The following is a 22,494-nucleotide window of genomic DNA, read 5'->3' as shown; positions in this document are numbered from 1 at the left end:
CATTAATAGTATACCCAAAAATAAAAATACTTAATACTAAAAGTTTACAAAAAATATACTTAGTGGTATAATGAAGTTACTTCAGGGCGAGGTTGATTTCCTCACCGGCGGTTATAGTCCGCGAGCATTATGCATGAATTGGTGTAATTCCAATACCGACAGTAAAGTCTGGACGAAAGAAGTAAATGTAATAATTAACATTTAGCCCTAAATATAAGGGCTTTTTTATTTGCCCTTGAAAATCTTAGGAGGTAGGTTATGGAAACCACAAGAAAAAATTCTAGTACTCAAACTATGGTGAAAATCAGTATTTTAGGGGCAATAAGTGCATTGCTTATGATTTTTAAATTCCCTCTACCATTTGCACCACCATTTATGACAGTGGACATAGGAGATTTGGGAGTATTAATTTCAGGATTTGCACTAGGACCTATAGCAGGAGTGTTAACTTCTGCAGTTAAGATTTTGTTGAACTTTATAATTAACGGAACAACTACTGGTGGAGTTGGGGAATTATCTAACTTTATATTATCATCAGTATTTGTTGTTGTAGCAAGTTCAATTTACAACAAAGGAAAAAGCAAAAAATCAGCAATCACTGGATTAGTTTTTGGTGTATTGGCGTACACAGTAGTTGCTTGTATTTCTAACTATTTTGTAATTTTCCCATTGTACGGAATTAACTTGGTTGATTTTACAAAAGAGTTTGCAAAAGTAAATTCATTGGCAGGCACTCCATTGATGTTCGTGCTTTTCAGTATCGTGCCATTTAACATTGTAAAAGGTATCATCGTATCTGCAGTTACAATCGCACTTTACAAGCCAATTTCAAGATTTTTGAAAAAATAATCAATAACATACATGTAAAAATTCATAAAATATACAATGACTCATTAATCTAAAATAATGAGTCATTTTTGTTGTTGTTCAGTTGTGATATAATTTATTTGGTGATATTTATGGAATATATTTTAAATGATTTAAAAGATACTGAAAAGTTTGGACAACTTTTTGCAAAAGCTTTAAAAAAACAAGATGTTATATCTTTGATTGGTGATTTGGGAGCCGGAAAAACTACTCTTACTAAATCTATTGCAAAAAGTTTTGGAATTGAAGAAAGTGTAACCAGTCCGACTTTTTCATTGGTAAATACATACTACGGTGATGTTGAATTAAATCATATTGATTTGTATAGATTAGAAGATGAGATGGAGATAGAATCTTTGGATATAGATGAATTGTTGTATCCAGAAGGAATTACTATCATTGAATGGGCAAGTCAAGCACAGTCTTATATGCCTAGAAATTTAATTGAAATTTACATTGAAAAAACTGGTGATGTTTCCAGAAAAATTAGAATTGACGGGAACAACAAAAGAGAAAAAGAAATTATAGAGGAATTAAATGAAAATTTTAGCGATTGATACTTCAACTATGATTAGCTCTTGTTCTTTGATGGAAGATGGACTAATCGTTGGAGATTATAATATAAATCAAAAGAAAACTCACAGCGAAACTTTGGTTTTGATGATTGAGCAAATGCTTGAAAAATTAGATACAGATATTGAAGATGTGGACGTGTTTGCGGTGTGCAAGGGACCTGGATCTTTTACTGGTCTTAGAATTGGAATGACCACTGCAAAGACTTTTGCACAAGTTTTCGATAAAAAAATCGTCGGCATATCTACCTTGGAAGCTTTGGCTAATATGATTAGCACTGACAAAATCATTATTCCTATTTTGGATGCGAGAGGTGGGAGAGTTTACTACTCGATGTTCACTAACGATTCAAAATTAGAACGTTTGATGGATGATGATTTGATTTATTTTGAAGATTTGGTTGAACAACTTGACGATGATAAGGAATATATTTTCGTGGGAGATGGAGTGTATTCTTTCTTAGATGAAATCAAATCTAAGAAGAACTTCCACCTTGCAAATTCTTCGTTGAATAATTGTATTACAAGGTCGATTTGTGACTTGGCAAATAAAACTGAGACATTTGATAGCTATTACACTCTTAGTCCAGATTATGTGAGAAAATCACAAGCGCAACGAGATTACGAAAGAAGACACAGTAATGATAATTAGACAGATGGATTCCTTTGATTTGGATGATGTTGTAGAAATTGAAAGGGAAAGTTTTTCAGATGCTTGGAGCAAAATGGGATACGAAGCTTGTTTAAAAAATGAATTCAATCACTATTTTGTAGGAGAAAAAGATGGAGAAATCGTAGGAGTTTTTGGGTTTTCAGTAGTTGTTGATGAAGCTGAATTACAAACAATTTCTGTGAAAAAAAGTTGCAGAAACTGTGGGATTGCAACTGAATTTATAAAATTTATGTTAGATTTTTGCAGAAAAGAAAGTGTCAAAAATATTTACTTGGAAGTTAGAGAATCTAACTTTGAGGCTATTAATCTTTACACGAAATTTGGATTTCAAAAAAACGGTAGAATTAATGGATATTACGAAACTCCAAAAGAGGATGCATTGAGGATGATGTTGAATATGGAAGAAATAAATGAAAATATAATTACGCTTGCAATTGAAACATCTTGTGATGAAACAAGTGTTGCTATTGTCAAAAATGGAAGAGAAGTAATGAGCAATGTGATTTCTTCTCAAATTGATGTACACAAAAGATACGGAGGAGTTGTTCCAGAAGTTGCAAGTCGACTTCATTTGGAAGCTATGAACTCCATTTTGCAACAGTCGTTGGATGAGGCTAATATTACTTTGAAAGATGTGGATGTGATTTGCGTTACAAAGGGCCCAGGACTTATTGGAGCTCTTTTGGTTGGAATATCTTGTGCGAAATCATTGAGTTTTTGTTTGAAAAAACCACTTGTAGGTGTTAATCACATGCAAGGGCATATTTGCGCAAACTACATTAACCACAAAGAATTAGAACCTCCATTCATTTCCTTGGTTGTATCAGGAGGACACACTTATCTTATAGATGTTTTGGATTACCAAAATTATGAAATAATTGGATCTACAAGAGATGATGCTTGTGGAGAAAGCTATGATAAGGTCGCTCGTGCTTTGGGATTGGAATATCCAGGGGGACCTGTTATTGACAGGCTTGCAAAACAAGGAAATCCAACAGCGATAGATTTTCCAAGAGTAATGCTTGAAAAAGACAGTTACGATTTTAGTTTTAGTGGATTGAAAACAGCTGTTCTAAATTATTTGAACAATAAAAATCAAAAAAACGAAGAAATAATAAAAGAAGATGTTGCAGCATCTTTCCAAGAAGCTGTCATAGATGTTTTGGTTGAAAAATCTTTTAGATTATTAGAAGAAAAAAATCAAAAAACTTTCGTTCTAAGTGGTGGAGTTGCAGCAAATTCCAGATTAAAAGAAAGAGTTTTGGAAAAAGCAGAAGAAAAAGGAATACAAGTCTACTTCCCAGACAAAATCTTGTGTACAGATAATGCTGCAATGATTGCAACTGCTGGATATTATGATTATATCAACGGAAAACAAGACGGACTTGATTTGAAAGTTTATCCTAATTTAGAATTATAAATTTTAGCTAGAAAATTAAATATTAACATCAAAAAAGGAGTGCTCACTTTAAAATGAGCACTCCGTATTTTTTATTCAACTGTAACTGATTTTGCTAAGTTACGTGGTTTATCTACGTCTAAGCCTTTTTTCAAGGAAGTATGATATCCCAATAATTGTTCAGGAACTACTGAAAGTATAGGGTACAATAATTCTAAAGTTTTAGGAATGAAGATGATTTCTTCTGAGAAGTCTTTCATATTGTCATTTCCTTCAACTGTGATTGTGAATACTTTCGCTCCTCTTGTCACAACTTCTTGAACGTTTGAAATTGTCTTTTCAGCTAATTTTGATTGTGTGATAACTGATAATGCTGGAGTGTTTTGTTCTATTAAAGCGATTGAACCGTGTTTTAATTCTCCTGCAGGGAATGCTTCAGTGTGAATGTAGGATATTTCTTTTAACTTCAAAGCTCCTTCTTTTACACTCAAGAAGTCAAGTCCACGTCCAATAAAGAACATCGATTTATCTTCCTTGATAGCTTCAGCTATTTTTTCAGTTATAGGTTCTGTTTTTAATGTTTCATCTATTTTTTCAGGCATTGTTTTTAATTCTTCGATGTATTTTGAATACTCAACATCTTCAATTGTGCCTAATTTTTTTGCGAAATCCAAAGCCAACATTATCACTGTAACTAATTGTGAAATGTATGCTTTAGTACTGGCTACTGCAATTTCAGGACCGGCCAAAGTGTAGATAACTTTGTCAGCTTCTCTTGCTATTGATGAGCCAACTACGTTTGTAATCGCCAAGATTTTTGCGCCTTTGTTTTTGGATTCTCTAAGAGCTGCCAATGTATCAGCAGTTTCTCCTGATTGAGAAATCAAAATCACTAGAGTGTTTTCATCGATAAATGGATCGTTGTATCTAAATTCTGATGCGATATCAGTAATTACAGGGATTTTCGCTAATTTTTCAATAGCAACTTTGCCAACTTCACCTGCATGATAAGCTGTACCACATGCAACGATGTATACTTTGTTGATTTTCGATAATTCTTCTTTAGTTAATGAATTTTCTGCAAAATCTATTACGTTATTTTTTACATTAACTTCCAAAGTCTTCTTAACAACTTCTGGTTGTTCGTGAATTTCTTTTAACATAAAATGATCGTAGCCACCTTTACTAGCTTGATCAATTGTCATGTCTACAGTTTTAACTTCACGATCTACTTTTTCGAAATCTTTGTCGTAAATTGTGTAGTTTTTCTTGTCAATTTCTACGATGTCTCCATTTTCCAAATACACGATGTCTCTTGTGTATTTTAAAACAGAAGGAATATCACTTGCTAGAATTATTCCGTCGTCACATTTTCCTAAAATCAACGGAGATTCTTTTCTTACAGCGATTAGTTTGTCTTTTTCGTATTCTGAAACAATTCCTAATGCATAAGCTCCCTTTAATCTTTTGATTGTAGATTTTACTGCTTCTAATAAATCGTCTTTATAGTACTGGCTAATCAATGCAACAACAATTTCTGTGTCCGTTGTCGATTTGAATGTGTAGCCATTATCTTCCAATTCTTTTTTTAATTCTTTATAATTTTCGATGATACCGTTGTGAACAACTGAAAATTCGCCGTCTTCGCTTACTTGTGGGTGAGCGTTAATTTCGTTTGGTTCACCGTGAGTTGCCCATCTAATGTGACCAATTCCGACACTTGCGTCATTGTCAATTTCATCGATAGAATCTATTAAATTTTGTAATTTTCCTTTTCTTTTTACTGTTTCGATTTTGTCTGTTACTACAGAAATACCGCTTGAATCATATCCTCTGTATTCCAGAGATTTTAATCCGTTTAATATGATTTCTACGGCTGATTTTTCGCCGTTATAACATACTATTCCGCACATATATTTACCTCCAAATTTTTTAGAGATACACTTCATTATTTTTGTTTCAAAATTGCTCTTGAACTTTGTTAAATGCTAAGGCTGTGTTACCTATAGAGCTCCCGCCGAAAAATTCGATAACTCTATCCCTCGTTAACCGTAAAGGTCTGGCGCTTTTTTGTTTTTATCTCTTGAGATATTATATCAAATATAAAATGTAGTGTAAATTTTATTAGCAAATTGCAATAATTTTGTAACAAATGAAAAAATAATAATGATTTTCACTTGACATTAATACTCTTTATCAATATAATATCAATGTAATAGATTTAAACGTTTAAATGAAGGTGATTAAATGAATTTGGCATTAGTGCCACTCAATGAAGATTTTGAAATCGTAAAAATAAAAAAAATAAAAGATGATTCACAAAAAAAATTATTGAATAATATGGGTTTTGTTGAAGGAGCAGTAGTTACGGTTGTTTCAGAAAGCTACGGAAATTTGATAGTTAAAATAAAAGGTTCAAGAGTGGCTATAGGAAAAGATATAGCTATGAGAATTATGGTAAATCATATTTAATTAAGGAGGATACATAAGTGGATAACGAAATGAATCTTAAACACGCCGAAGTAGGAAAATACTACAGAGTTGTTAAGATTTTGGGAAAAGGTCCTGTTAAAAGAAGAATAATGGATATGGGTATTACAAAAAATGTAGAAATCTATATCAGAAAAGTAGCACCATTAGGAGATCCAGTTCAAATTAATTTGAGAGGATATGAACTAAGTCTTAGAAAAGATGATGCAGAAAATATTTTAATAGAAATTATAGATAAATAATTAGGAGGACTTATGTCAATAAGAATTGCTTTAGCAGGTAACCCTAATAGTGGTAAGTCCACGATGTTTAACGCGTTGACAGGATCCAATCAATATGTTGGTAACTGGCCAGGCGTTACTGTAGAAAAAAAAGAGGGAACTTTAAAAAATAACAAAGATATTAAAATTACCGACTTACCGGGAATTTACTCGCTTTCTCCATATACTTTGGAAGAAGTTGTTAGTAGAAATTACTTAATAAACGAAAAACCAGATGTAATTATTGATGTTGTGGATGCTTCAAATATTGAAAGAAACTTGTATCTTACAACACAATTATCTGAAATTGGAATTCCAATGGTTTTGGCATTTAATATGATGGATGTCGTTAAGAAAAATAACGATAAATTAAACACAAAACTAATATCTGAAAAATTGGGAATTCCAATAGTTGAAGTATCAGCACTTAAAAAATTAAACTTGGATGAATTAATTGAAGTTGCACAAAAACAAGTGAAATCTCATCATGAATCGATAAAATCATTTAGTGATGAAATTGAAAATGTGCTTACTGAAATAGAAAATAGTGTAGAATCCATTAAAAATTCTGAATCAAAAAGATGGTTTGCTGTAAAAGCTTTGGAAAGAGATGAAAAAGCATTACAAGCTGTTCATATCACTGATGAAGAAAAAGCAAAAGTTGAAGAAATTGTTTCAAAAATTGAAGAAGAATACGATGATGATGGTGAATCCATAATTACAGATGAAAGATATACATTCATTACTTCAGTAATTTCAGATTCTGTACAAAAAGGAAGATTGGGATTAACAACTAGTGATAAAATCGACAGGGTGGTTACGAATAGATTTTTGGCATTACCAATTTTCGTATTGATAATGATAGCCGTTTACTTTATTGCGGTAAAGGTTGTTGGTGGTCCTCCATTCCACGATTGGTGGGCAGATACTGTGATGGGAACTGCATTAGCTGATTTAGCTACAAAAGGATTAGAAGCAATCGGAACTAGCGAATGGGTAACAAGCCTTGTTGTAGATGGTATTGTTGCCGGCGTTGGTGCAGTATTGGGATTCTTGCCTTTGGTTGCAACGTTGGAATTATTGTTAGCTATTTTAGAAGATATAGGATACATGTCAAGAATCGCATTTATGTTGGATAGAATGTTCAGAAAATTTGGTTTATCTGGTAAATCATTTATTCCAATCTTAATTGGTACTGGTTGTTCAGTTCCAGGAATTATGGCAACAAGAACTATTGAAAATGAAAACGACAGAAAAATGACTATCATCGTTGCATCATTCATGCCTTGCGGTGCAAAAACAGAAATCATAGCATTATTTGCAGCAGCGATTTTCGGTCAATGGTGGTTTGCTCCATTATTGTATTTTACAGGAATTTTGGCAGTAATAATCAGTGGCCTTATTTTGAAAAAGACAAAAGCTTTTTCAGGAGAACCAGCTCCATTCGTAATGGAACTTCCTGAATATCACAAACCAACTGTTTCAAATGTTTTGCGTGTAACTTGGGATAGAACTAAATCATTTATCATAAAAGCAGGTACAATAATCTTAGTTGCATCAATTTGCGTTTGGATTTTACAAAGTATTTCTGTTAAGGGAGAATTTGTTCATTTCGCTGATGATAGTACCGATACTATATTGGCGTTCATCGGAAAAATATTCGCACCATTGTTTGCTCCATTAGGATTCGGAAATTGGACTGCAACTGTAGCTTCATTCTTAGGAACTGTTGCTAAAGAAATGGTAGTCAGCGTTTACGGAATAGTTTCTGGTGTAGGTAATGATACAGGTAAAATAGCTGATTTGGTAAAAAGTAACTTCACTATAGCATCTGCTTTGAGTTTCTTGGTATTCAACCAATTAACAGTTCCTTGTTTTGCGGCAGTTGGTGCTATAAAAGAAGAAATGAATTCTTCAAAATGGACAGCATTTGCGATTATTTATCAAATTGTTTTTGCATATTTAATATCGTTTATGGTATATCAATTCTTAAATGTGTTGGTAGTAAAACAACCATTTACAATTATGACAGCAATAGCGCTTGTAGTGTTGGTTGGAACGTTGTATATGATATTTAGAAAAGATAAATACAAAAACAATCAATCAAAAAGAGCAGTAGAATAGAGATAGAATTTTAAAGAAGGTGATTTTTTGAATATAGCTGATATAGTAGTATTATCAATAATTGTCGTAGCAATTGTGTTTGCAGTACGTCGTATGATTAAAAAAGGTGGTAGCTGCGATTGCGGTTCCACTTCTTGCCCTCATTCTAATAATTACAATAAACAATAAAAAAAGCGTGGCCTTTAGCAGAGGTCACGCTTTGTTATTGTCCTGAATTTTTTCGGTGTAATTTGTTTTATGTTTTTAAATTGTTGACAAAAATATGAATCAGATTGAAACCCAACTTCCTTTGAAATCTCGCTAACGGATTTGTCGGTGTAAGTCAAAAGCAGTAGACTTTTTTCTATTCTAAAAGTAGTCAAAATATTTGGAAGATTGCTTCCCGTGTTTTGACAAATCAATGTCGACAAATAGCTTTTTGACACGTGCAAGTGATCAGACAGAATATCCAGAGAAATCTTCTGCTCACTGTTATTGTAAATATAATCCAATGCCCTTCTGATTAATGGGTTTTCACAACCCTTTGTAAATATATTTTGGTTTGTAGTGTAATATTCTACAATTTCATGGAGTATTTCATCAAGATTTTCAGATTCATCATTTTCTATTTTAGACAATAATTTGTTTTTTTCGGTTTCGCAAAATTTTAGACTCTGATTATCGCTTATATTCTTAATTTGGTTCCAGCAAAATATTCCCAACAATTGAATAATTGTGTTCTTTTGGGATCTTATATTAGTTTCTGAATTTTGCCAAATATTCAACAATTTGTCAGCTAATTCATGTGCTTCTTTATTCGATTTTAGCTGAACAGCCTTTATTAACTTTGATTCCAATTCGAACATATACAATTCCTTTCATTTTTTGAGTGTTACGAACTAATTATATAACTAATTTGATTGAAATTGCAAGAAATGATATATTTTTGCAATTTGATTTGATTTTAATATATAATTAATGAAGAGGTAATTATGAAAAGAATTTTAATTTTGTGTATGTGTTTGCTGTTTTTATCCACAAAATCACTTGCGAATACGGATGTAGTTCTGGATAAAATAATTGAGAAAGACGTCTCCGATTTGTCAGAAAAATTGACGGAAGAAGTTTACGATAAAAATGCGAACTTAGTAATAGTAAATGAAAAAAAAGAAAGCGACATAATTTCAGCTCTAAGCTTTGCATATAAGAATAAAGCGGCGATTTTGCTTATTCAAAATGATGGAGCGTATATAAAGAAAGAAAGTCCAATATTAAAAGAAGATAATAGGTTGAAAGCTAAAAACGTGTATATAATCGGCGGACCCAAATCAGTTTCAGAAGAAATTGCTGATAATTTGAAATTGAGCGGTTTGTTGGTTACAAGAATTGACGGCAGAGATCGTGTAGAAGTATCCAAGAATGTCATCAAAGAGAACACAAACCTAAATCCTACAGATACTTTAGTTATTAGCGATTTGTCTAATTTCAATTTTATTCAAGCAAAGATGGGCTACTATTTAAAAAATGGATACGCGATTACATTTGTACAAGGTAAAAAATTTGACGAATCAATTACCAAATTTGCTATCGACAAGGGGATTTCAAATATTTTGATTGACCAACCGACATCTATAATAAGTAGTGAATACGATGAGAAATTAAAACAAAATGGTTTCAAAGTCACACGAAATGATTACAGATCGGTTTATGATGCAAACTATGCTCAAAACTCAGATATCAAGTATTCTAAAATTATTTTTACAGAATACAAAGATATCCGAACATCTTTATTGGCATCATATGTGAGTCTACAAAAAAATTACGTAAATATTTTGGTAAATGAAGGAAATGTAGACAAGACTACCAATAAACTTCTCACGACATCTATACAAAATGGTGTATATATAGGAAAAGGGGAAGAAAATTTCGAAAAATTAGCAAAAAAATTGGATTTATACTACAAAGTTGAACAAAAATGACAGTTTTTTAATCATTTTAGCTAAAAAACTTTAAAAAAAATGGTATTTAGGGTATAATATTAGCTGGAATTTCTATTTTAAGTGAAATTAATTTAAGTTTTAAATAAAAATTAGGAGGAAAGTATGAGCGCAGTGCTTGTAAGTAAAGAAAATAATCAAGCGGTATTCACATGTGAAATACCTGCAGAAGATTTCAATAACGCAATTGAGGAAAGTTATAAAAAGAATAGATCTAGATTTAGTTTAAAAGGATTTAGAAAAGGTAAAGTTCCAAGAAAAATGTTGGAAAGAGCTTATGGTGAAGGATTATTCTACGAAGATGCTGTAAATCTTTTATTACCAGGAATTTACGAAAAAGCAATCGAAGAATTAGAATTAGAACCAGTTTCTCAACCAGACATTGATCTTGATGACATTACTGAAAACAATGATGTAAAAGTAAAATTCACTGTTGATTTGAAACCAGAATTCGAATTAGGTGATTATTCTAATCTTTCAGCAGAAATCGAAGAATACAAAGTAACTGATTCTGATGTTGATTTGAAAATTAACCACGAATTAGAATCAAACGCAAGAGTTCAAGAAGTTGAAGGAAGAGAAGCTAAGGAAAATGACACTGTTTCTATCAATTTCAAAGGTTTTGTAGAAGATAAAGCATTTGACGGTGGCGAAGCTGAAGATTACGAATTAGTTTTAGGTTCACACACATTTATTCCAGGATTTGAAGAACAAATCGTAGGTCACAATGTTGGAGACGAATTTGATGTTAATGTTAAATTCCCAGAAGATTACCACGAAGATTCTTTAAAGGGAAAAGATGCTAAGTTTGAATGCAAAATCAATTCAATCAAAGAAAAAGTATTACCTGAATTAGATGATGAATTCGTAAAAGATGTTTCTGAATTCGATACTCTTGACGAATACAAGAAAGACATCAAAGAACACTTAGAAAAAGACAACGAACAAAGACAATTAGTTGAAAAACAAAACAAATCTGTAGAAGCTTTGATTGATGCTACTGAAATTACAGTTCCAGAATCAATGATTGAGAACGAAGTTAATCGTCAATTCCAAGATTTTGCAAGAAGAGTTCAACAAATGGGCTTAAATACAGATCAATACTTCCAAATCACTAACACTTCAGAAGAAGATGTTAAAAACGAATTAAGAGCTAACGCTGAATTAAAGGTTAAAGGTGATTTGGTATTAGAAAAATATATCGAAAAAGAAGCAATCGAATCTACAGATGAAGAATTAGATGAACAATTAAAAGAATTCGCTAAAGTTTACGGACAAGACGACGAAGAAAAATTCATCGAAGAATTCAAAAATAGTCCAAACGTAGAATTCTTAAAAGAAGACATCAAGAGAAAGAAAGCATTAGAAAAATTAGTAGAAATCACTAAATTTGAAACAAAGAAAGCTGAAGAAACAAAAGAAGATAAATAATATTTCAATATATTAGAATTAATAATAGGAGGTTATTATTATGCCATCTTTAGTACCAATGGTTGTAGAACAAAGTAATAGAGGCGAAAGATCTTACGATATTTTCTCTCGACTTTTAAAAGAAAGAATTATTTTCGTCACAGGCGAAGTTAATGATCAGATGGCGGATCTTGTTATAGCTCAATTATTGTTCTTAGAAAGTGAAGATCCAAAAAAGGATATTCAATTATATATCAATTCACCAGGAGGTTCTGTAAGTGCAGGATTAGCGATATACGATACTATGCAATACGTTAAACCAGATGTTTCAACAATCTGTGTAGGAATGGCTGCTAGTATGGGAGCAATCCTTCTAACAAGTGGTGCAAAAGGAAAAAGATATGCACTTCCAAATGCAGACACTTTAATCCATCAACCACTTGGTGGAGCACAAGGACAAGCTAGTGATATCGAAATTCACGCTAAGAATATTTTGAAGAAGAGAGAATTATTAAACAAGATATTATCTGAAAGAACTGGACAACCTCTAGAAAAAATTGAAAGAGATACAGACAGAGATTTCATACTAACAGCAGAAGAAGCAAAAGAGTATGGATTGATAGACGAAGTTATATATACTTCTAAATAAGGAAATATTTATGCCAAAAAATGAAAATCAATATAAATGTTCTTTTTGCGGTAAATCACAAGATGAAGTCAGAAAATTAATTGCTGGACCTGGAGTATTTATTTGCGATGAATGTGTTTCATTATGTAACAGCATAATAGAAGAAGAATTCAAAGATATAGATAATACCCAAGAAAGAATTGATTTGCCTAAGCCAATCGAAATCAAGGATGTGCTTGATGATTATGTAATCAAACAAGAAGAAGGCAAGAAAGCCTTGGCTGTTGCAGTATATAATCATTACAAAAGAATTAATTCTAATCTAATGAACAATGATGTAGAATTACAAAAATCAAATATTTTATTGGTGGGTCCAACTGGAAGCGGAAAAACACTTTTAGCTGAAACTTTAGCCAAGATATTGGATGTTCCTTTTGCTATTGCCGATGCAACTAGCCTTACAGAAGCTGGATATGTCGGAGAAGATGTAGAAAATGTAATTTTGAAGCTTATTCAAGCGGCGGATTACGATATCGAAAAAGCAGAACAAGGAATCATCTACATTGACGAAATCGACAAGATTACTAGAAAAAGCGAAAATCCTTCCATCACTAGAGATGTTAGCGGTGAAGGTGTACAACAAGCTTTGTTAAAAATAGTTGAAGGTACAATTTGTAATGTACCGCCACAAGGTGGAAGAAAGCATCCTAATCAAGAATATATTCAAGTTGATACAAAAAATATTTTATTCATTGTCGGTGGAGCTTTTGACGGCTTAGAAAAAATAATCGAAAAAAGAACAGAAACAAAATCAATAGGTTTTGGTGCAGATTTGGGAGAAAATGAACACAAGAGAATTTCTGAATTGTTCAAAGATATTAGGCCAGAAGATTTGATTAAATTTGGTTTAATTCCTGAATTTGTAGGAAGAATTCCAGTTTTAGTTACACTTGATGAACTAGATGAACAAGCTTTAATTAAAATACTTTTGGAACCTAAAAATGCAGTTATCAAACAATATCAAGAATTATTCAAAATGGATGATGTTGAGTTAGAATTTGATGAAGATGCATTGAAAGCTATCGCCAAGTTGGCTTACGATAGAAAAACAGGTGCCAGAGGTTTGAGAACAATAATAGAAAAATCTTTGATGAATATTATGTTTGAGCTACCATCAAGACAAGACATTTCCAAAGTAATTTTGACAAAAGAAAGTGTACTAGAAGGAAAAGACCCAAAACTTGTTTTTAAAACAAATAATAAATAACACAAATAGCTCACTTTAGGTGAGCTATTTTTATCAATAGATTAAATTCGAAAGAGGAGTTTGATGAAAGAATACTATACAATATCAGAAAAGAAACTTCCAATAATCGCGTTGCGTGGTTTGTGGTTGTTTCCAAATAATATCCAACATTTTGAAGTTGGAAGAGAAGTTTCATTAAATGCTTTAAATGCTAGTTTGCTCAGAAATTCTGAGATTTTTATTTGTACGCAAAAAGATCCAATGGTAGAAAACATTACAAAAGAAGATTTTTATCATACAGGAGTTCTTGCAAGTATCAAACAAACTATTAAAATGCCAAATGGAAATGTCAGAGTTTTGGTTGAAGCTTACGACAGAGCTAAAATCGTAGACTTTGTTGAAAACGACAGTTTCTTAGAAGCAAACGTAGAAGTTATGGAATACGATAAAACAAAATATCATCCTACAGATAAATCACTGACTATGATTAGGATGATTATTTCTTCGTTTGAAAGCTTGGCAGAAATTATCAAAAAACCATTACCACAAGATTTGCTTGGGGGACTTTTAAACGAAGAAGATCCAAGTTCTTTGATAGATACAATTTCAATGCTAATTTCATTAAACGACAAGGATTCAATTTTATTATTGGAAACTTTGGATATGGATGAAAGAATTGAGTTGGTGTACAAATTTGTAATAAAAGAAATTGAGTTTTTGAAGATAAAAGAAGATATCGAAGAAAGAACAAACAAGGAAATATCTGACACACAAAAAGAGTATTTTCTTCAGGAACAATTGCGTCAAATCAAGATGGAATTGGGTGAAGAATACGACATTGAAGACACAGATGATTATGCCAACAAAGTTAAGAAATTAAAACTTAAAAAAGATTCTGAAGAACACGTCTTAAAGGAAATCAACAGATTATCTTCTATGAATCCAAATAATCCTGAAAGCACAGTGATTAGAAATTATATCGATCAAGTATTGGATATTCCTTGGAACAAAAAATCAAAAAGTTCGATTGATTTAAAAGTTGCTGAAAAAGTTCTAAATGATGGTCATTTTGGACTTGAAGATGTTAAGAAAAGAATTTTGGAATATTTAGCTGTTAAGAAGATGACTGGATCATTAAAAGGACCTATCCTTTGTCTAGTTGGACCTCCAGGGGTTGGTAAAACTTCAATTGCAAGATCAATCGCTGAAGCAACTAATAGAAAATTCGTATCCATGAGACTTGGTGGCGTACGTGATGAAGCAGAAATCAGGGGTCACAGAAAAACTTACATCGGAGCAATGCCAGGAAGAATTATAACTCAATTGCAAAAAGCTAAGAAATTAAATCCAGTTTTCTTATTGGATGAAATTGACAAATTAGCATCTGATTTTAGAGGAGATCCTGCAAGTGCTTTGTTGGAAGTTTTAGATCCCGAACAAAACAGCGAATTCACAGATAATTACATCGAAATCCCAGTTGATTTGTCAGATGTTTTGTTTATCACAACTGCAAATTCACAAGAACAAATTCCAGATGCGTTGTTGGATAGAATGGAAGTTATAAGAGTTACAAGTTATACAGATTATGAAAAATTTGAAATAGCTAACAGATACTTACTTCCACGTCAATTAAAAGAAAATGGAATGGACAAATCTCAATTCCACATCACAAGAGATGCTATTTATACGATTATAAACAACTACACAAGAGAAAGTGGAGTAAGAGAGCTTGAAAGAAATATCGGTAAAGTTGTCAGAAAAGCTGTCGTTAAAATTGTAAGAGATGATGTGAAAAAAGTTGTAGTTAACAACAAAAATTTGGAAAAATTCTTGGGCTCTAAATTAGTGTTAGATGATGAAATTCCAAGAGAAGATACAATCGGAGTTGTGAATGGATTAGCGTGGACACAAGTTGGTGGCGTTATCCTTACAATCGAAGCGAATGTAATGGATGGTACAGGAAAAACACAACTTACTGGAAAACTTGGAGATGTAATGAAAGAGTCTGCAATGGCTGCAATCTCATACATCAGAAGTAACCAAGAAGCTTTGGGAATAAAAGGTGAATTCTACAAAGAAAAAGACATTCACATTCACGTTCCAGAAGGTGCTGTTCCAAAAGATGGTCCATCAGCAGGTGTTACAATGGTCACAGCTTTAGTGAGTGCATTGACAGGAAGAAAAGTAAAACACGATTTTGCAATGACTGGAGAAATCACACTTACAGGTAGAGTGTTGGCAATTGGTGGAGTTAAGGAAAAAGTCTTGGCTGCTCACAGATACGGAATCAATAAAGTGTTCTTGCCAAAAGAAAACAAAAGAGATATCCAAGATATTGATCCTAAAATTAGACAAAAAATCAAATTCTATTTTACAAGTAATGTTAAAGAAATTTTGGATGAGGTATTAATCTAATGAAAATAGGCGTAATAAGTGATACTCATGGGTCTTTGGAAAATACGAAAAAAGCTCTGGAGATTTTAAAAGGTTGCGACACTATTTTGCATTTGGGAGATGTTTTGTATCACGGACCACGCAATGCTCTTCCAGAAGATTACAATCCAAAAGATTTGGCAGTTATTTTGAAATCTATGGATAATGTAATCTACACTAGAGGAAATTGTGACAGCGATGTAGATCAAATGGTAATTGAACACGATTTGACACAAAAACATAGAATATTAAATCTTGGTAAACATAGAATTTTCACAATTCATGGATATGAAGAAGATGAAGACAATAGAATTAGAATTGCCAAGGCAAATAATTGTGACATCGTAATAACAGGACACACTCACGTAAAAGTTTTGGAAGAAAAAGACGGCGTTATTTTGTTAAATCCAGGAAGCCCTTCGATTCCAAAAGACGGTGTAAAATCAGTCGCGATAATAGATGAAGATGAAATCAAACTTATAGTTACAGATACTAGCAAAGTTTTGTCATCTTTGAAAATATAAGGTCAATTAACTCAGTATTGAGTTGATTGACTGTTTAGTTAGGAAGTGAAAAAATGATTCTAATAGGCGCAAAAGACATAGAAAAATCTTTCTTAGATAAAAGCATTTTAGAAAATGTGACTTTTAATATTAACGACAATGATAAAATTGGAATCATAGGAATAAATGGTGCCGGAAAATCCACTTTATTCAATATCCTTACAGGAGAATTATCCAAAGACGGTGGAGATTTGTTCATCAAAAACGATATGAAAATAGGATATTTGAAGCAACATAATTCATTCGATTCAACAAATACTCTGTATGAAGAATGTTTGAGCGTGTTTTCAGAAGTATTGAGACTGGAACAAAAACTTCGCGAATACGAAAATCAAATGAAGAATACTGAAGATTTGGAAGATTTGATGAACAAATATCACAGAGATTTGGAAAGATTTGAATCAATGGGAGGATATCTCTATGATTCTGAAATCAAAGGGACATTAAAAGGTTTGGGATTTTCTGATGATGATTTGGATAAAAACGTCACAAATTTCAGTGGTGGTCAGAAATCACGAATAATGCTCGCGAAACTTCTTCTGCAAAAATGCGACGTATTGTTACTAGACGAACCTACCAACCATTTGGATATCAAAGCTATCGAATTTTTGGAAACTTTTTTGAAAAATTACAAGGGCGCTTGTGTGATAATTTCACACGATAGATATTTCTTAGATGGAATTGTGAACAGGATTTTTCATATGGAAAATAGAACCATCAAAACTTATGAGACAGACTACACTGATTTTATGAAACAGAGAAAAATCTACATGGATATCCAACGAAAAACCTACGAAAATCAACAACGTGAATACAAGAGACAACTTGAAATCGTCGAAAAATACACTAGCACTGATAATGCGAAGAAGAATAAACAAGGACAATCCAGAAAGAAACTTTTGGATAAAATGAAGCTTATGGATAAGCCAACGTATGACGATGGAACTTTTGGAATAAAATTCAAAATATCTTCGCCAAGCGGCAAGGACGTCTTGATGGTTGAAGATTTATCCAAAAAAATCGACGACAAGTTAATTTTTGAGAACTGTAACTTAGATATATATAAGGAAGAAAGAGTTGGACTAATCGGAGCAAATGGAGTTGGTAAAACGACTTTATTCAATATCATAACGAAAAAATTAAAACCAACTTCTGGAAAATTCAGATTAGGATCCAATGTTAATATAGGATATTTTGACCAAGAGCAGATGTATTTGAACGACAAAAACACAATTATAGATGAAATCTGGGACGAATACCCTAAAATGACTCATTACGAAATCAGAAGCGCTCTTGCTATTATGAATTTTGTAGGAGACGATATTTTCAAACTTATTGAAGATTTGAGTGGGGGAGAAAAGGCGCGTGTATCGTTGTTGAAATTGATGCTTTCAAAATCAAATTTTTTGTTGCTGGACGAACCTACCAATCACTTGGACATTGACTCTAAGGAAAGTTTGGAAGATTCTTTGATAAATTACGAAGGTACGGTTTTTGTAATTAGCCACGACAGATACTTCTTGAATAGAGTTTGTGATAAAATTATTGTGTTGGAAAAAGATAAAGCGACAACTTATCTTGGAAATTACGATTATTATCAAGAAAAAATCAACGATTTGAAAGTGGATAAAACAGAGGAAAGTTTGAACAAAACTGCCGCTTTGAAAGAAAAGAAAAAACAACGTGCTATTACTAATAATCTTAAAAAATTAAGGAAACAAATTGAGACGATTGAATCAAACATAGATAAAATTGACGAACGAATCAAAGAAATTGAAGATATGTTTTGTCAAAATGATATTTACGATGATCCTAAAAAAATTCTTCAATTAAATGAAGAATTGGAAAATCTTAACGCTGACAAAAATTCTTTGTATTCAGATTGGGAAGATAAACAATTGGAATACGAAGATTTTGATAAAAATTAAGGAGGGAAAACTTGGATTTTTTAGAAAAAAGATTTCGTCTATCTGAAAAGAAAACAGATGTTAAGACGGAATTAATGGCGGGATTTACTACATTTATGACTATGAGTTATATCTTGGCAGTGAATCCACAAATGTTGAGTCAAACTGGAATGGACAAGGGCGGAGTGTTTACGGCTAGTGTTGTTTCAAGTATCATTGCTATGATTTGCATGGCTTTCTTAGCGAACTTACCATTTGGACTCGCTCCAGGAATGGGACTTAATGCGTTTTTTACATTCACAGTCGTAAAAACTTTAGGCTATACTTGGCAATTTGCACTTACTGCTGTATTTTTGGAAGGTATTATATTTTTAATTCTTTCATTATTTAAAGTAAGAGAAATGATTTTTGATGCGATTCCAATTAATTTGAAAAAAGCTGTTAGCTGTGGAATTGGACTTTTTATAGCATTAGTTGGTTTGGTAAATTCAGGAATTATTATGCAAGGTGAAGGTACTGTATTACAATTGGGAAATCTTTTGAGTAGAGAAAGCGTAGTATTTATTGTAGGATTATTCATTATCGCTTTACTTTTAGCAAGAGAAATCAAAGGTGCGTTGATGTATGGAATTTTGGCGTCTACTATTTTGGCATTAATTTTGGGAGTGTCAAAATACCAAGGCGGATCTCCAATAACATTGCCACCATCATTAGCTCCAGTAGCTTTTAAAATACAATTCGATAAAATATTTACTTTTGATATGTTCACTGTAGTATTCACATTCTTATTTGTAGATATTTTCGATACAGTAGGAACTTTGGTTGGAGTTAGTGCAAAAGCTGGTATGTTAGATGAACAAGGAAAATTAAAAGAAGCATCTCCTGCATTATTAGCAGACGCGATTGGAACAACAATGGGAGCTCTACTTGGTACAAGTACAGTAACTACATTTGTTGAATCGGCATCAGGAGTTGCAGAAGGTGGAAGAACTGGTCTAACAGCTTTGTCAACAGCATTATTTTTCTTCCTAAGCTTATTCTTGTTCCCAGTATTCGGAATGATTCCTGCACAAGCAACAGGACCTGCACTTGTAATCGTAGGATTATTTATGCTTAGCTCAATCAAAGAAATCGACTTTTACGATTATTCAGAAGCAATTCCTGCATTCATAACAATAATTGCGATGCCATTTTGTTATTCAATCGCAGAAGGAATTTCTTTCGGAATGATAAGCTATGTATTGATAAAATTATTAGCAGGAAAAAGAAAAGATGTTTCAATTTTGATGTATATCTTGGCAATAGTATTCGTATTAAGAATAATTTGGCCATTATTTTAAATATTAAATTAAAATAGTAGTGCATTTTAAAAATGCGCTACTATTTTTTTGTTCAAAACTATTTCAAAATTTAAAATTAAATGTTATACTTTTATTGTAAACGATAACATAACTACAGAAAATACATAGATTTATGAAATTAATTGTTATAAAATCAAATAATTTAGCTAATAAAAAGAAGAAAAATAAAATAAGGAGGTTATAAATATAAGTAAAACGTCTTCTTTTTAAAAATAAAATTAAAGGAGTAAAAATATGAAGAAATTTAGCAAAAAAATATTAATGCTTTTAATGGCAATCGTAGTTTTAGTAACACCTACTTTTACAGGCGCAGTAAGACAAGAAGTACACAACAATAGAAACTATAATTGGTACATAGATCAAGGAAATACTGGCTGGGCTAGTAACTCAAATTGTGGTCCATCTTCAAGTGTAATGGTAGAAAAATGGTTCAACAGAAATACAATCTCAACAGCAGCTGGTGCAAGAGATCGTTATCCTATGCAAGGTGGATGGTGGTCCACAAACACTGTATCACAATATTTGAATGATCAAAGAATTCCAAATCGTACAATTGTATACAATGGAGAAGATACTTTGACAGATATATTGGATAATGGAAACATTGCAATTGTTTGCGTGAATACTGGATTTATTTCATTTAATAATAACAATAATTCAAACATTGGTAGATTTTACAACTACCAAGGAGGACATTTCTTAGTTGTCAAAGGATACACTCATATCAATAATAGATTGTATTTTGAAGTTTACGATCCAAACAATTGGGGAGAAATGTATTTTAACGGTCAACCAAAAGGTAAAGACAGATTATATGCAGCAAACGAATTGTCACAATCAATTTTCAGATGGTGGGGAAATATTATAGTAATAGGATAAGAATGAAAGCCTTGAAATTAATTTTCGAGGCTTTTTTTATTCACATTTTTATTTATAAATTTTTCCTATAAATAAGCCTTGATTTATTGAATAATCTTATAAATCAGAAAATAATTTTGTTTGATGTTATAATGAAGATGGTGATAAATATGTATTATGTAGGAATTGATATAGGTTCAACTGCTTCAAAGGTAGTTGTTTTAGATGATTCAAAAAAAGAAATTCTTTTCAAAAAAGTTATGCCAACGGGCTGGAGTTCTGTTGAAACAAGTAAAACTATAAAAGAATGGCTAGAATCAAATGGAGTAAACGAAGATAATAGCAAAGTTGTTGCTACAGGATACGGGAGAGTTTCTGTTCCATTTGCGGACAAAGTCGTTACAGAAATAACATGCCACGCAAAAGGCGCAAGTTTTTTCAACGATACTGATATGACTATTATCGACATTGGAGGACAAGATACAAAAGCCATAAGTTACAAAAATGGTATGGTGGAAGATTTCATAATGAATGATAAGTGTTCTGCTGGTACTGGGAAATTTTTGGAAGTAATGGCAAATCGTCTTGGTGTTGGACTGGACGAAATGTTTGATTTGGCAAGAACTGGAAAAGATGTGAAAATTTCTTCGATGTGTACGGTTTTTGCTGAAACAGAAATCATTTCATTAATTGGAAAAGGCACACCAAAAGAAGATATTGCTTGTGGTGTAATTAATTCTATCATTAATAAAGTGAAGACTTTGGTTCACAGACTTCCTGCTACGGATTATTATTTCTTAACTGGAGGTTTTTCGGGAAATGATTATATGACAGAACACTTGTCACAACTTCTGTCAGCAACCGTAGAAACAAATGAAAACGCGAGATTTGCAGGAGCGATAGGAGCAGCAGTCTTGGCAAGATAATGGATTATTTAGATATTAGAAAAAACGCATATATTGATGCACTCACTTTGAGTAAATCAACAACTGTTGTTTCATTGTGGGGCAGAGTTCCATGGGAAATCGTTGAGAGTTTTGGAGTTACAACAGTGTATTCTTATGGAATAGACAGGGAAGTCACAGAAGATTATACAGATAATAATTACTGTGATATGTTGAATTCTTCTTTTGCTTATTTGGAACTTGGAAGATGTCCTTTTATGTTTAGTTCATCGTTTTTCATTGTAGATGATAGTTGCAAAATTCGCTACGAAACTTTGAAAAAGAAAACTGACAAAGATGTTTTCGTGTACAAATACAGGGATTATAAATCTTTGATTGAGTATTTGGAAGGTAAACTGGACAAAAAATTTGACGAAGAAAAATTTAATGATTTAATTGAAAAATCCAGAGAAATTTCATCTCTTATATTCAATCTCAGAAAATGCGATATTGATGAGAGAAGAATATACGAGGTGGAATATTTCTCAAAATTTATCTTCGACATAGACAAAAGAATAGAATTCATCAAAAAACATATAGATGATTCTTTTAGGGATAAATCATCTGTAAAACTTCAGGCAGCAGCTGGAGTGTACAAAAAATTTGATCAATTAATCAAAGAAGGCTATTTTTGTGAAGGCGAATATCACGATATTTTTACAAAAAAAGGGTTTGAATACATAGATGAAAAGTACAAGCAATTCGATTTCAAACCAGATTATGTTATTAATAACTGTAGCCAATTTGATTGTGATGATAATGTAATTACTTACTAGGGGGTAT

At 32.1% G+C, this 22,494-nt stretch carries 21 protein-coding genes, 1 pseudogene and 1 riboswitch; of the genes and pseudogenes, 20 read left to right on the top strand and 2 right to left on the bottom strand.

Translation table 11 applies throughout. The annotated features are described in order from the left end of the window. Positions 1 to 73 precede the first annotated feature (73 nt). Positions 74 to 188: riboswitch (FMN riboswitch) on the top strand. 70 nt (positions 189 to 258) lie between these two features. From HMPREF0391_RS01835 to tsaD, 5 genes and pseudogenes are all read left to right on the top strand, one after another. Further along, on the top strand, positions 259 to 849 hold the full coding sequence (locus HMPREF0391_RS01835) for an ECF transporter S component (protein ID WP_002835143.1): 591 nt from the start codon (positions 259 to 261) through the stop codon (positions 847 to 849). A gap of 110 nt (positions 850 to 959) precedes the next feature. Continuing rightward, complete coding sequence (tsaE, locus tag HMPREF0391_RS01830) at positions 960 to 1,424, top strand: tRNA (adenosine(37)-N6)-threonylcarbamoyltransferase complex ATPase subunit type 1 TsaE (RefSeq protein WP_002835142.1); 465 nt, start codon at positions 960 to 962, stop codon at positions 1,422 to 1,424. Beyond that, positions 1,405 to 2,091 (top strand): tRNA (adenosine(37)-N6)-threonylcarbamoyltransferase complex dimerization subunit type 1 TsaB, encoded by a 687-nt coding sequence (gene tsaB, locus HMPREF0391_RS01825; RefSeq protein WP_002835140.1) that lies wholly within the window; start codon positions 1,405 to 1,407, stop codon positions 2,089 to 2,091. Before tsaE ends, tsaB begins: the two co-directional genes overlap by 20 nt. After that, positions 2,081 to 2,488: pseudogene (rimI, locus tag HMPREF0391_RS09535) on the top strand (ribosomal protein S18-alanine N-acetyltransferase); the annotation flags it as partial. The gene tsaB and the pseudogene rimI, both read left to right, overlap by 11 nt. Before the next feature lie 21 nt (positions 2,489 to 2,509). Beyond that, on the top strand, positions 2,510 to 3,532 hold the full coding sequence (gene tsaD / locus HMPREF0391_RS01820; RefSeq protein ID WP_230454543.1) for a tRNA (adenosine(37)-N6)-threonylcarbamoyltransferase complex transferase subunit TsaD: 1,023 nt from the start codon (positions 2,510 to 2,512) through the stop codon (positions 3,530 to 3,532). A gap of 71 nt (positions 3,533 to 3,603) precedes the next feature. Here tsaD and glmS read toward each other — a convergent pair whose 3' ends face one another. Further along, positions 3,604 to 5,424 carry a glutamine--fructose-6-phosphate transaminase (isomerizing) gene (gene glmS / locus HMPREF0391_RS01815; protein ID WP_035109103.1) on the bottom strand — a complete coding sequence of 607 codons (1,821 nt, stop codon included), beginning with the start codon at positions 5,422 to 5,424 and terminating at the stop codon, positions 3,604 to 3,606. Positions 5,425 to 5,758: 334 nt separating this feature from the next. Here glmS and HMPREF0391_RS01810 point away from each other — a divergent pair, with 334 nt between their 5' ends. From HMPREF0391_RS01810 to HMPREF0391_RS09275, 4 genes are read left to right on the top strand one after another with little or no spacing between them, the layout of a single operon-like run. After that, complete coding sequence (locus HMPREF0391_RS01810) at positions 5,759 to 5,983, top strand: FeoA family protein (protein WP_002835135.1); 225 nt, start codon at positions 5,759 to 5,761, stop codon at positions 5,981 to 5,983. Positions 5,984 to 6,012: 29 nt separating this feature from the next. Beyond that, positions 6,013 to 6,243, top strand: coding sequence for a FeoA family protein (locus tag HMPREF0391_RS01805; protein ID WP_035109672.1), 231 nt, complete (start codon positions 6,013 to 6,015; stop codon positions 6,241 to 6,243). Positions 6,244 to 6,255: 12 nt separating this feature from the next. Then, positions 6,256 to 8,385 (top strand): ferrous iron transport protein B, encoded by a 2,130-nt coding sequence (feoB, locus tag HMPREF0391_RS01800; RefSeq protein WP_002835132.1) that lies wholly within the window; start codon positions 6,256 to 6,258, stop codon positions 8,383 to 8,385. A gap of 27 nt (positions 8,386 to 8,412) precedes the next feature. Next, complete coding sequence (locus HMPREF0391_RS09275; protein WP_002835131.1) at positions 8,413 to 8,553, top strand: FeoB-associated Cys-rich membrane protein; 141 nt, start codon at positions 8,413 to 8,415, stop codon at positions 8,551 to 8,553. 14 nt (positions 8,554 to 8,567) lie between these two features. Here HMPREF0391_RS09275 and HMPREF0391_RS01795 read toward each other — a convergent pair whose 3' ends face one another. Then, a complete protein-coding gene (locus HMPREF0391_RS01795) occupies positions 8,568 to 9,230 on the bottom strand; it encodes a helix-turn-helix transcriptional regulator (RefSeq protein WP_002835130.1) in 663 nt (220 codons plus the stop codon). Positions 9,231 to 9,356: 126 nt separating this feature from the next. Here HMPREF0391_RS01795 and HMPREF0391_RS01790 point away from each other — a divergent pair, with 126 nt between their 5' ends. The 11 genes from HMPREF0391_RS01790 (at position 9,357) to HMPREF0391_RS01740 (ending at position 22,487) form a co-directional block, all read left to right on the top strand. After that, positions 9,357 to 10,343: a cell wall-binding repeat-containing protein gene (locus HMPREF0391_RS01790; protein WP_002835129.1), complete on the top strand. Its 987-nt coding sequence runs from the start codon at positions 9,357 to 9,359 to the stop codon at positions 10,341 to 10,343. A gap of 123 nt (positions 10,344 to 10,466) precedes the next feature. Next, on the top strand, positions 10,467 to 11,792 hold the full coding sequence (tig, locus tag HMPREF0391_RS01785; protein WP_002835128.1) for a trigger factor: 1,326 nt from the start codon (positions 10,467 to 10,469) through the stop codon (positions 11,790 to 11,792). 40 nt (positions 11,793 to 11,832) lie between these two features. Then, positions 11,833 to 12,420 carry an ATP-dependent Clp endopeptidase proteolytic subunit ClpP gene (gene clpP / locus HMPREF0391_RS01780; protein WP_002835127.1) on the top strand — a complete coding sequence of 196 codons (588 nt, stop codon included), beginning with the start codon at positions 11,833 to 11,835 and terminating at the stop codon, positions 12,418 to 12,420. A 10-nt stretch (positions 12,421 to 12,430) separates the two neighbouring features. Continuing rightward, positions 12,431 to 13,666, top strand: a complete 1,236-nt coding sequence (gene clpX / locus HMPREF0391_RS01775) for an ATP-dependent Clp protease ATP-binding subunit ClpX (protein WP_002835126.1) — start codon at positions 12,431 to 12,433, stop codon at positions 13,664 to 13,666. 63 nt (positions 13,667 to 13,729) lie between these two features. Further along, positions 13,730 to 16,060 carry an endopeptidase La gene (lon, locus tag HMPREF0391_RS01770; RefSeq protein ID WP_002835125.1) on the top strand — a complete coding sequence of 777 codons (2,331 nt, stop codon included), beginning with the start codon at positions 13,730 to 13,732 and terminating at the stop codon, positions 16,058 to 16,060. Continuing rightward, positions 16,060 to 16,602 carry a phosphodiesterase gene (gene yfcE / locus HMPREF0391_RS01765; RefSeq protein ID WP_002835124.1) on the top strand — a complete coding sequence of 181 codons (543 nt, stop codon included), beginning with the start codon at positions 16,060 to 16,062 and terminating at the stop codon, positions 16,600 to 16,602. The genes lon and yfcE overlap by 1 nt, the downstream gene beginning before the upstream one ends. Positions 16,603 to 16,655: 53 nt before the next feature. Then, positions 16,656 to 18,569: an ABC-F family ATP-binding cassette domain-containing protein gene (locus tag HMPREF0391_RS01760; protein ID WP_002835123.1), complete on the top strand. Its 1,914-nt coding sequence runs from the start codon at positions 16,656 to 16,658 to the stop codon at positions 18,567 to 18,569. Between the two features lie 11 nt (positions 18,570 to 18,580). After that, complete coding sequence (locus HMPREF0391_RS01755) at positions 18,581 to 19,888, top strand: NCS2 family permease (RefSeq protein WP_002835122.1); 1,308 nt, start codon at positions 18,581 to 18,583, stop codon at positions 19,886 to 19,888. A 255-nt stretch (positions 19,889 to 20,143) separates the two neighbouring features. Then, the gene (locus HMPREF0391_RS01750; RefSeq protein ID WP_002835121.1) at positions 20,144 to 20,788 is read left to right on the top strand and encodes a hypothetical protein; all 645 of its coding nucleotides are present in this window, start codon (positions 20,144 to 20,146) and stop codon (positions 20,786 to 20,788) included. A 149-nt stretch (positions 20,789 to 20,937) separates the two neighbouring features. Then, entirely contained in the window at positions 20,938 to 21,693 is a 756-nt protein-coding gene (locus HMPREF0391_RS01745) for an acyl-CoA dehydratase activase (protein WP_035109100.1), read from the top strand. Beyond that, positions 21,693 to 22,487: a 2-hydroxyacyl-CoA dehydratase family protein gene (locus tag HMPREF0391_RS01740; protein WP_002835119.1), complete on the top strand. Its 795-nt coding sequence runs from the start codon at positions 21,693 to 21,695 to the stop codon at positions 22,485 to 22,487. Before HMPREF0391_RS01745 ends, HMPREF0391_RS01740 begins: the two co-directional genes overlap by 1 nt. The last annotated feature ends 7 nt before the right edge of the window (positions 22,488 to 22,494 follow it).

The organism is Finegoldia magna ATCC 53516 (assembly GCF_000159695.1).
GTDB classification, from domain to species: domain Bacteria; phylum Bacillota; class Clostridia; order Tissierellales; family Peptoniphilaceae; genus Finegoldia; species Finegoldia magna_F.
This window is presented reverse-complemented; position numbering and strand designations above follow the sequence as displayed.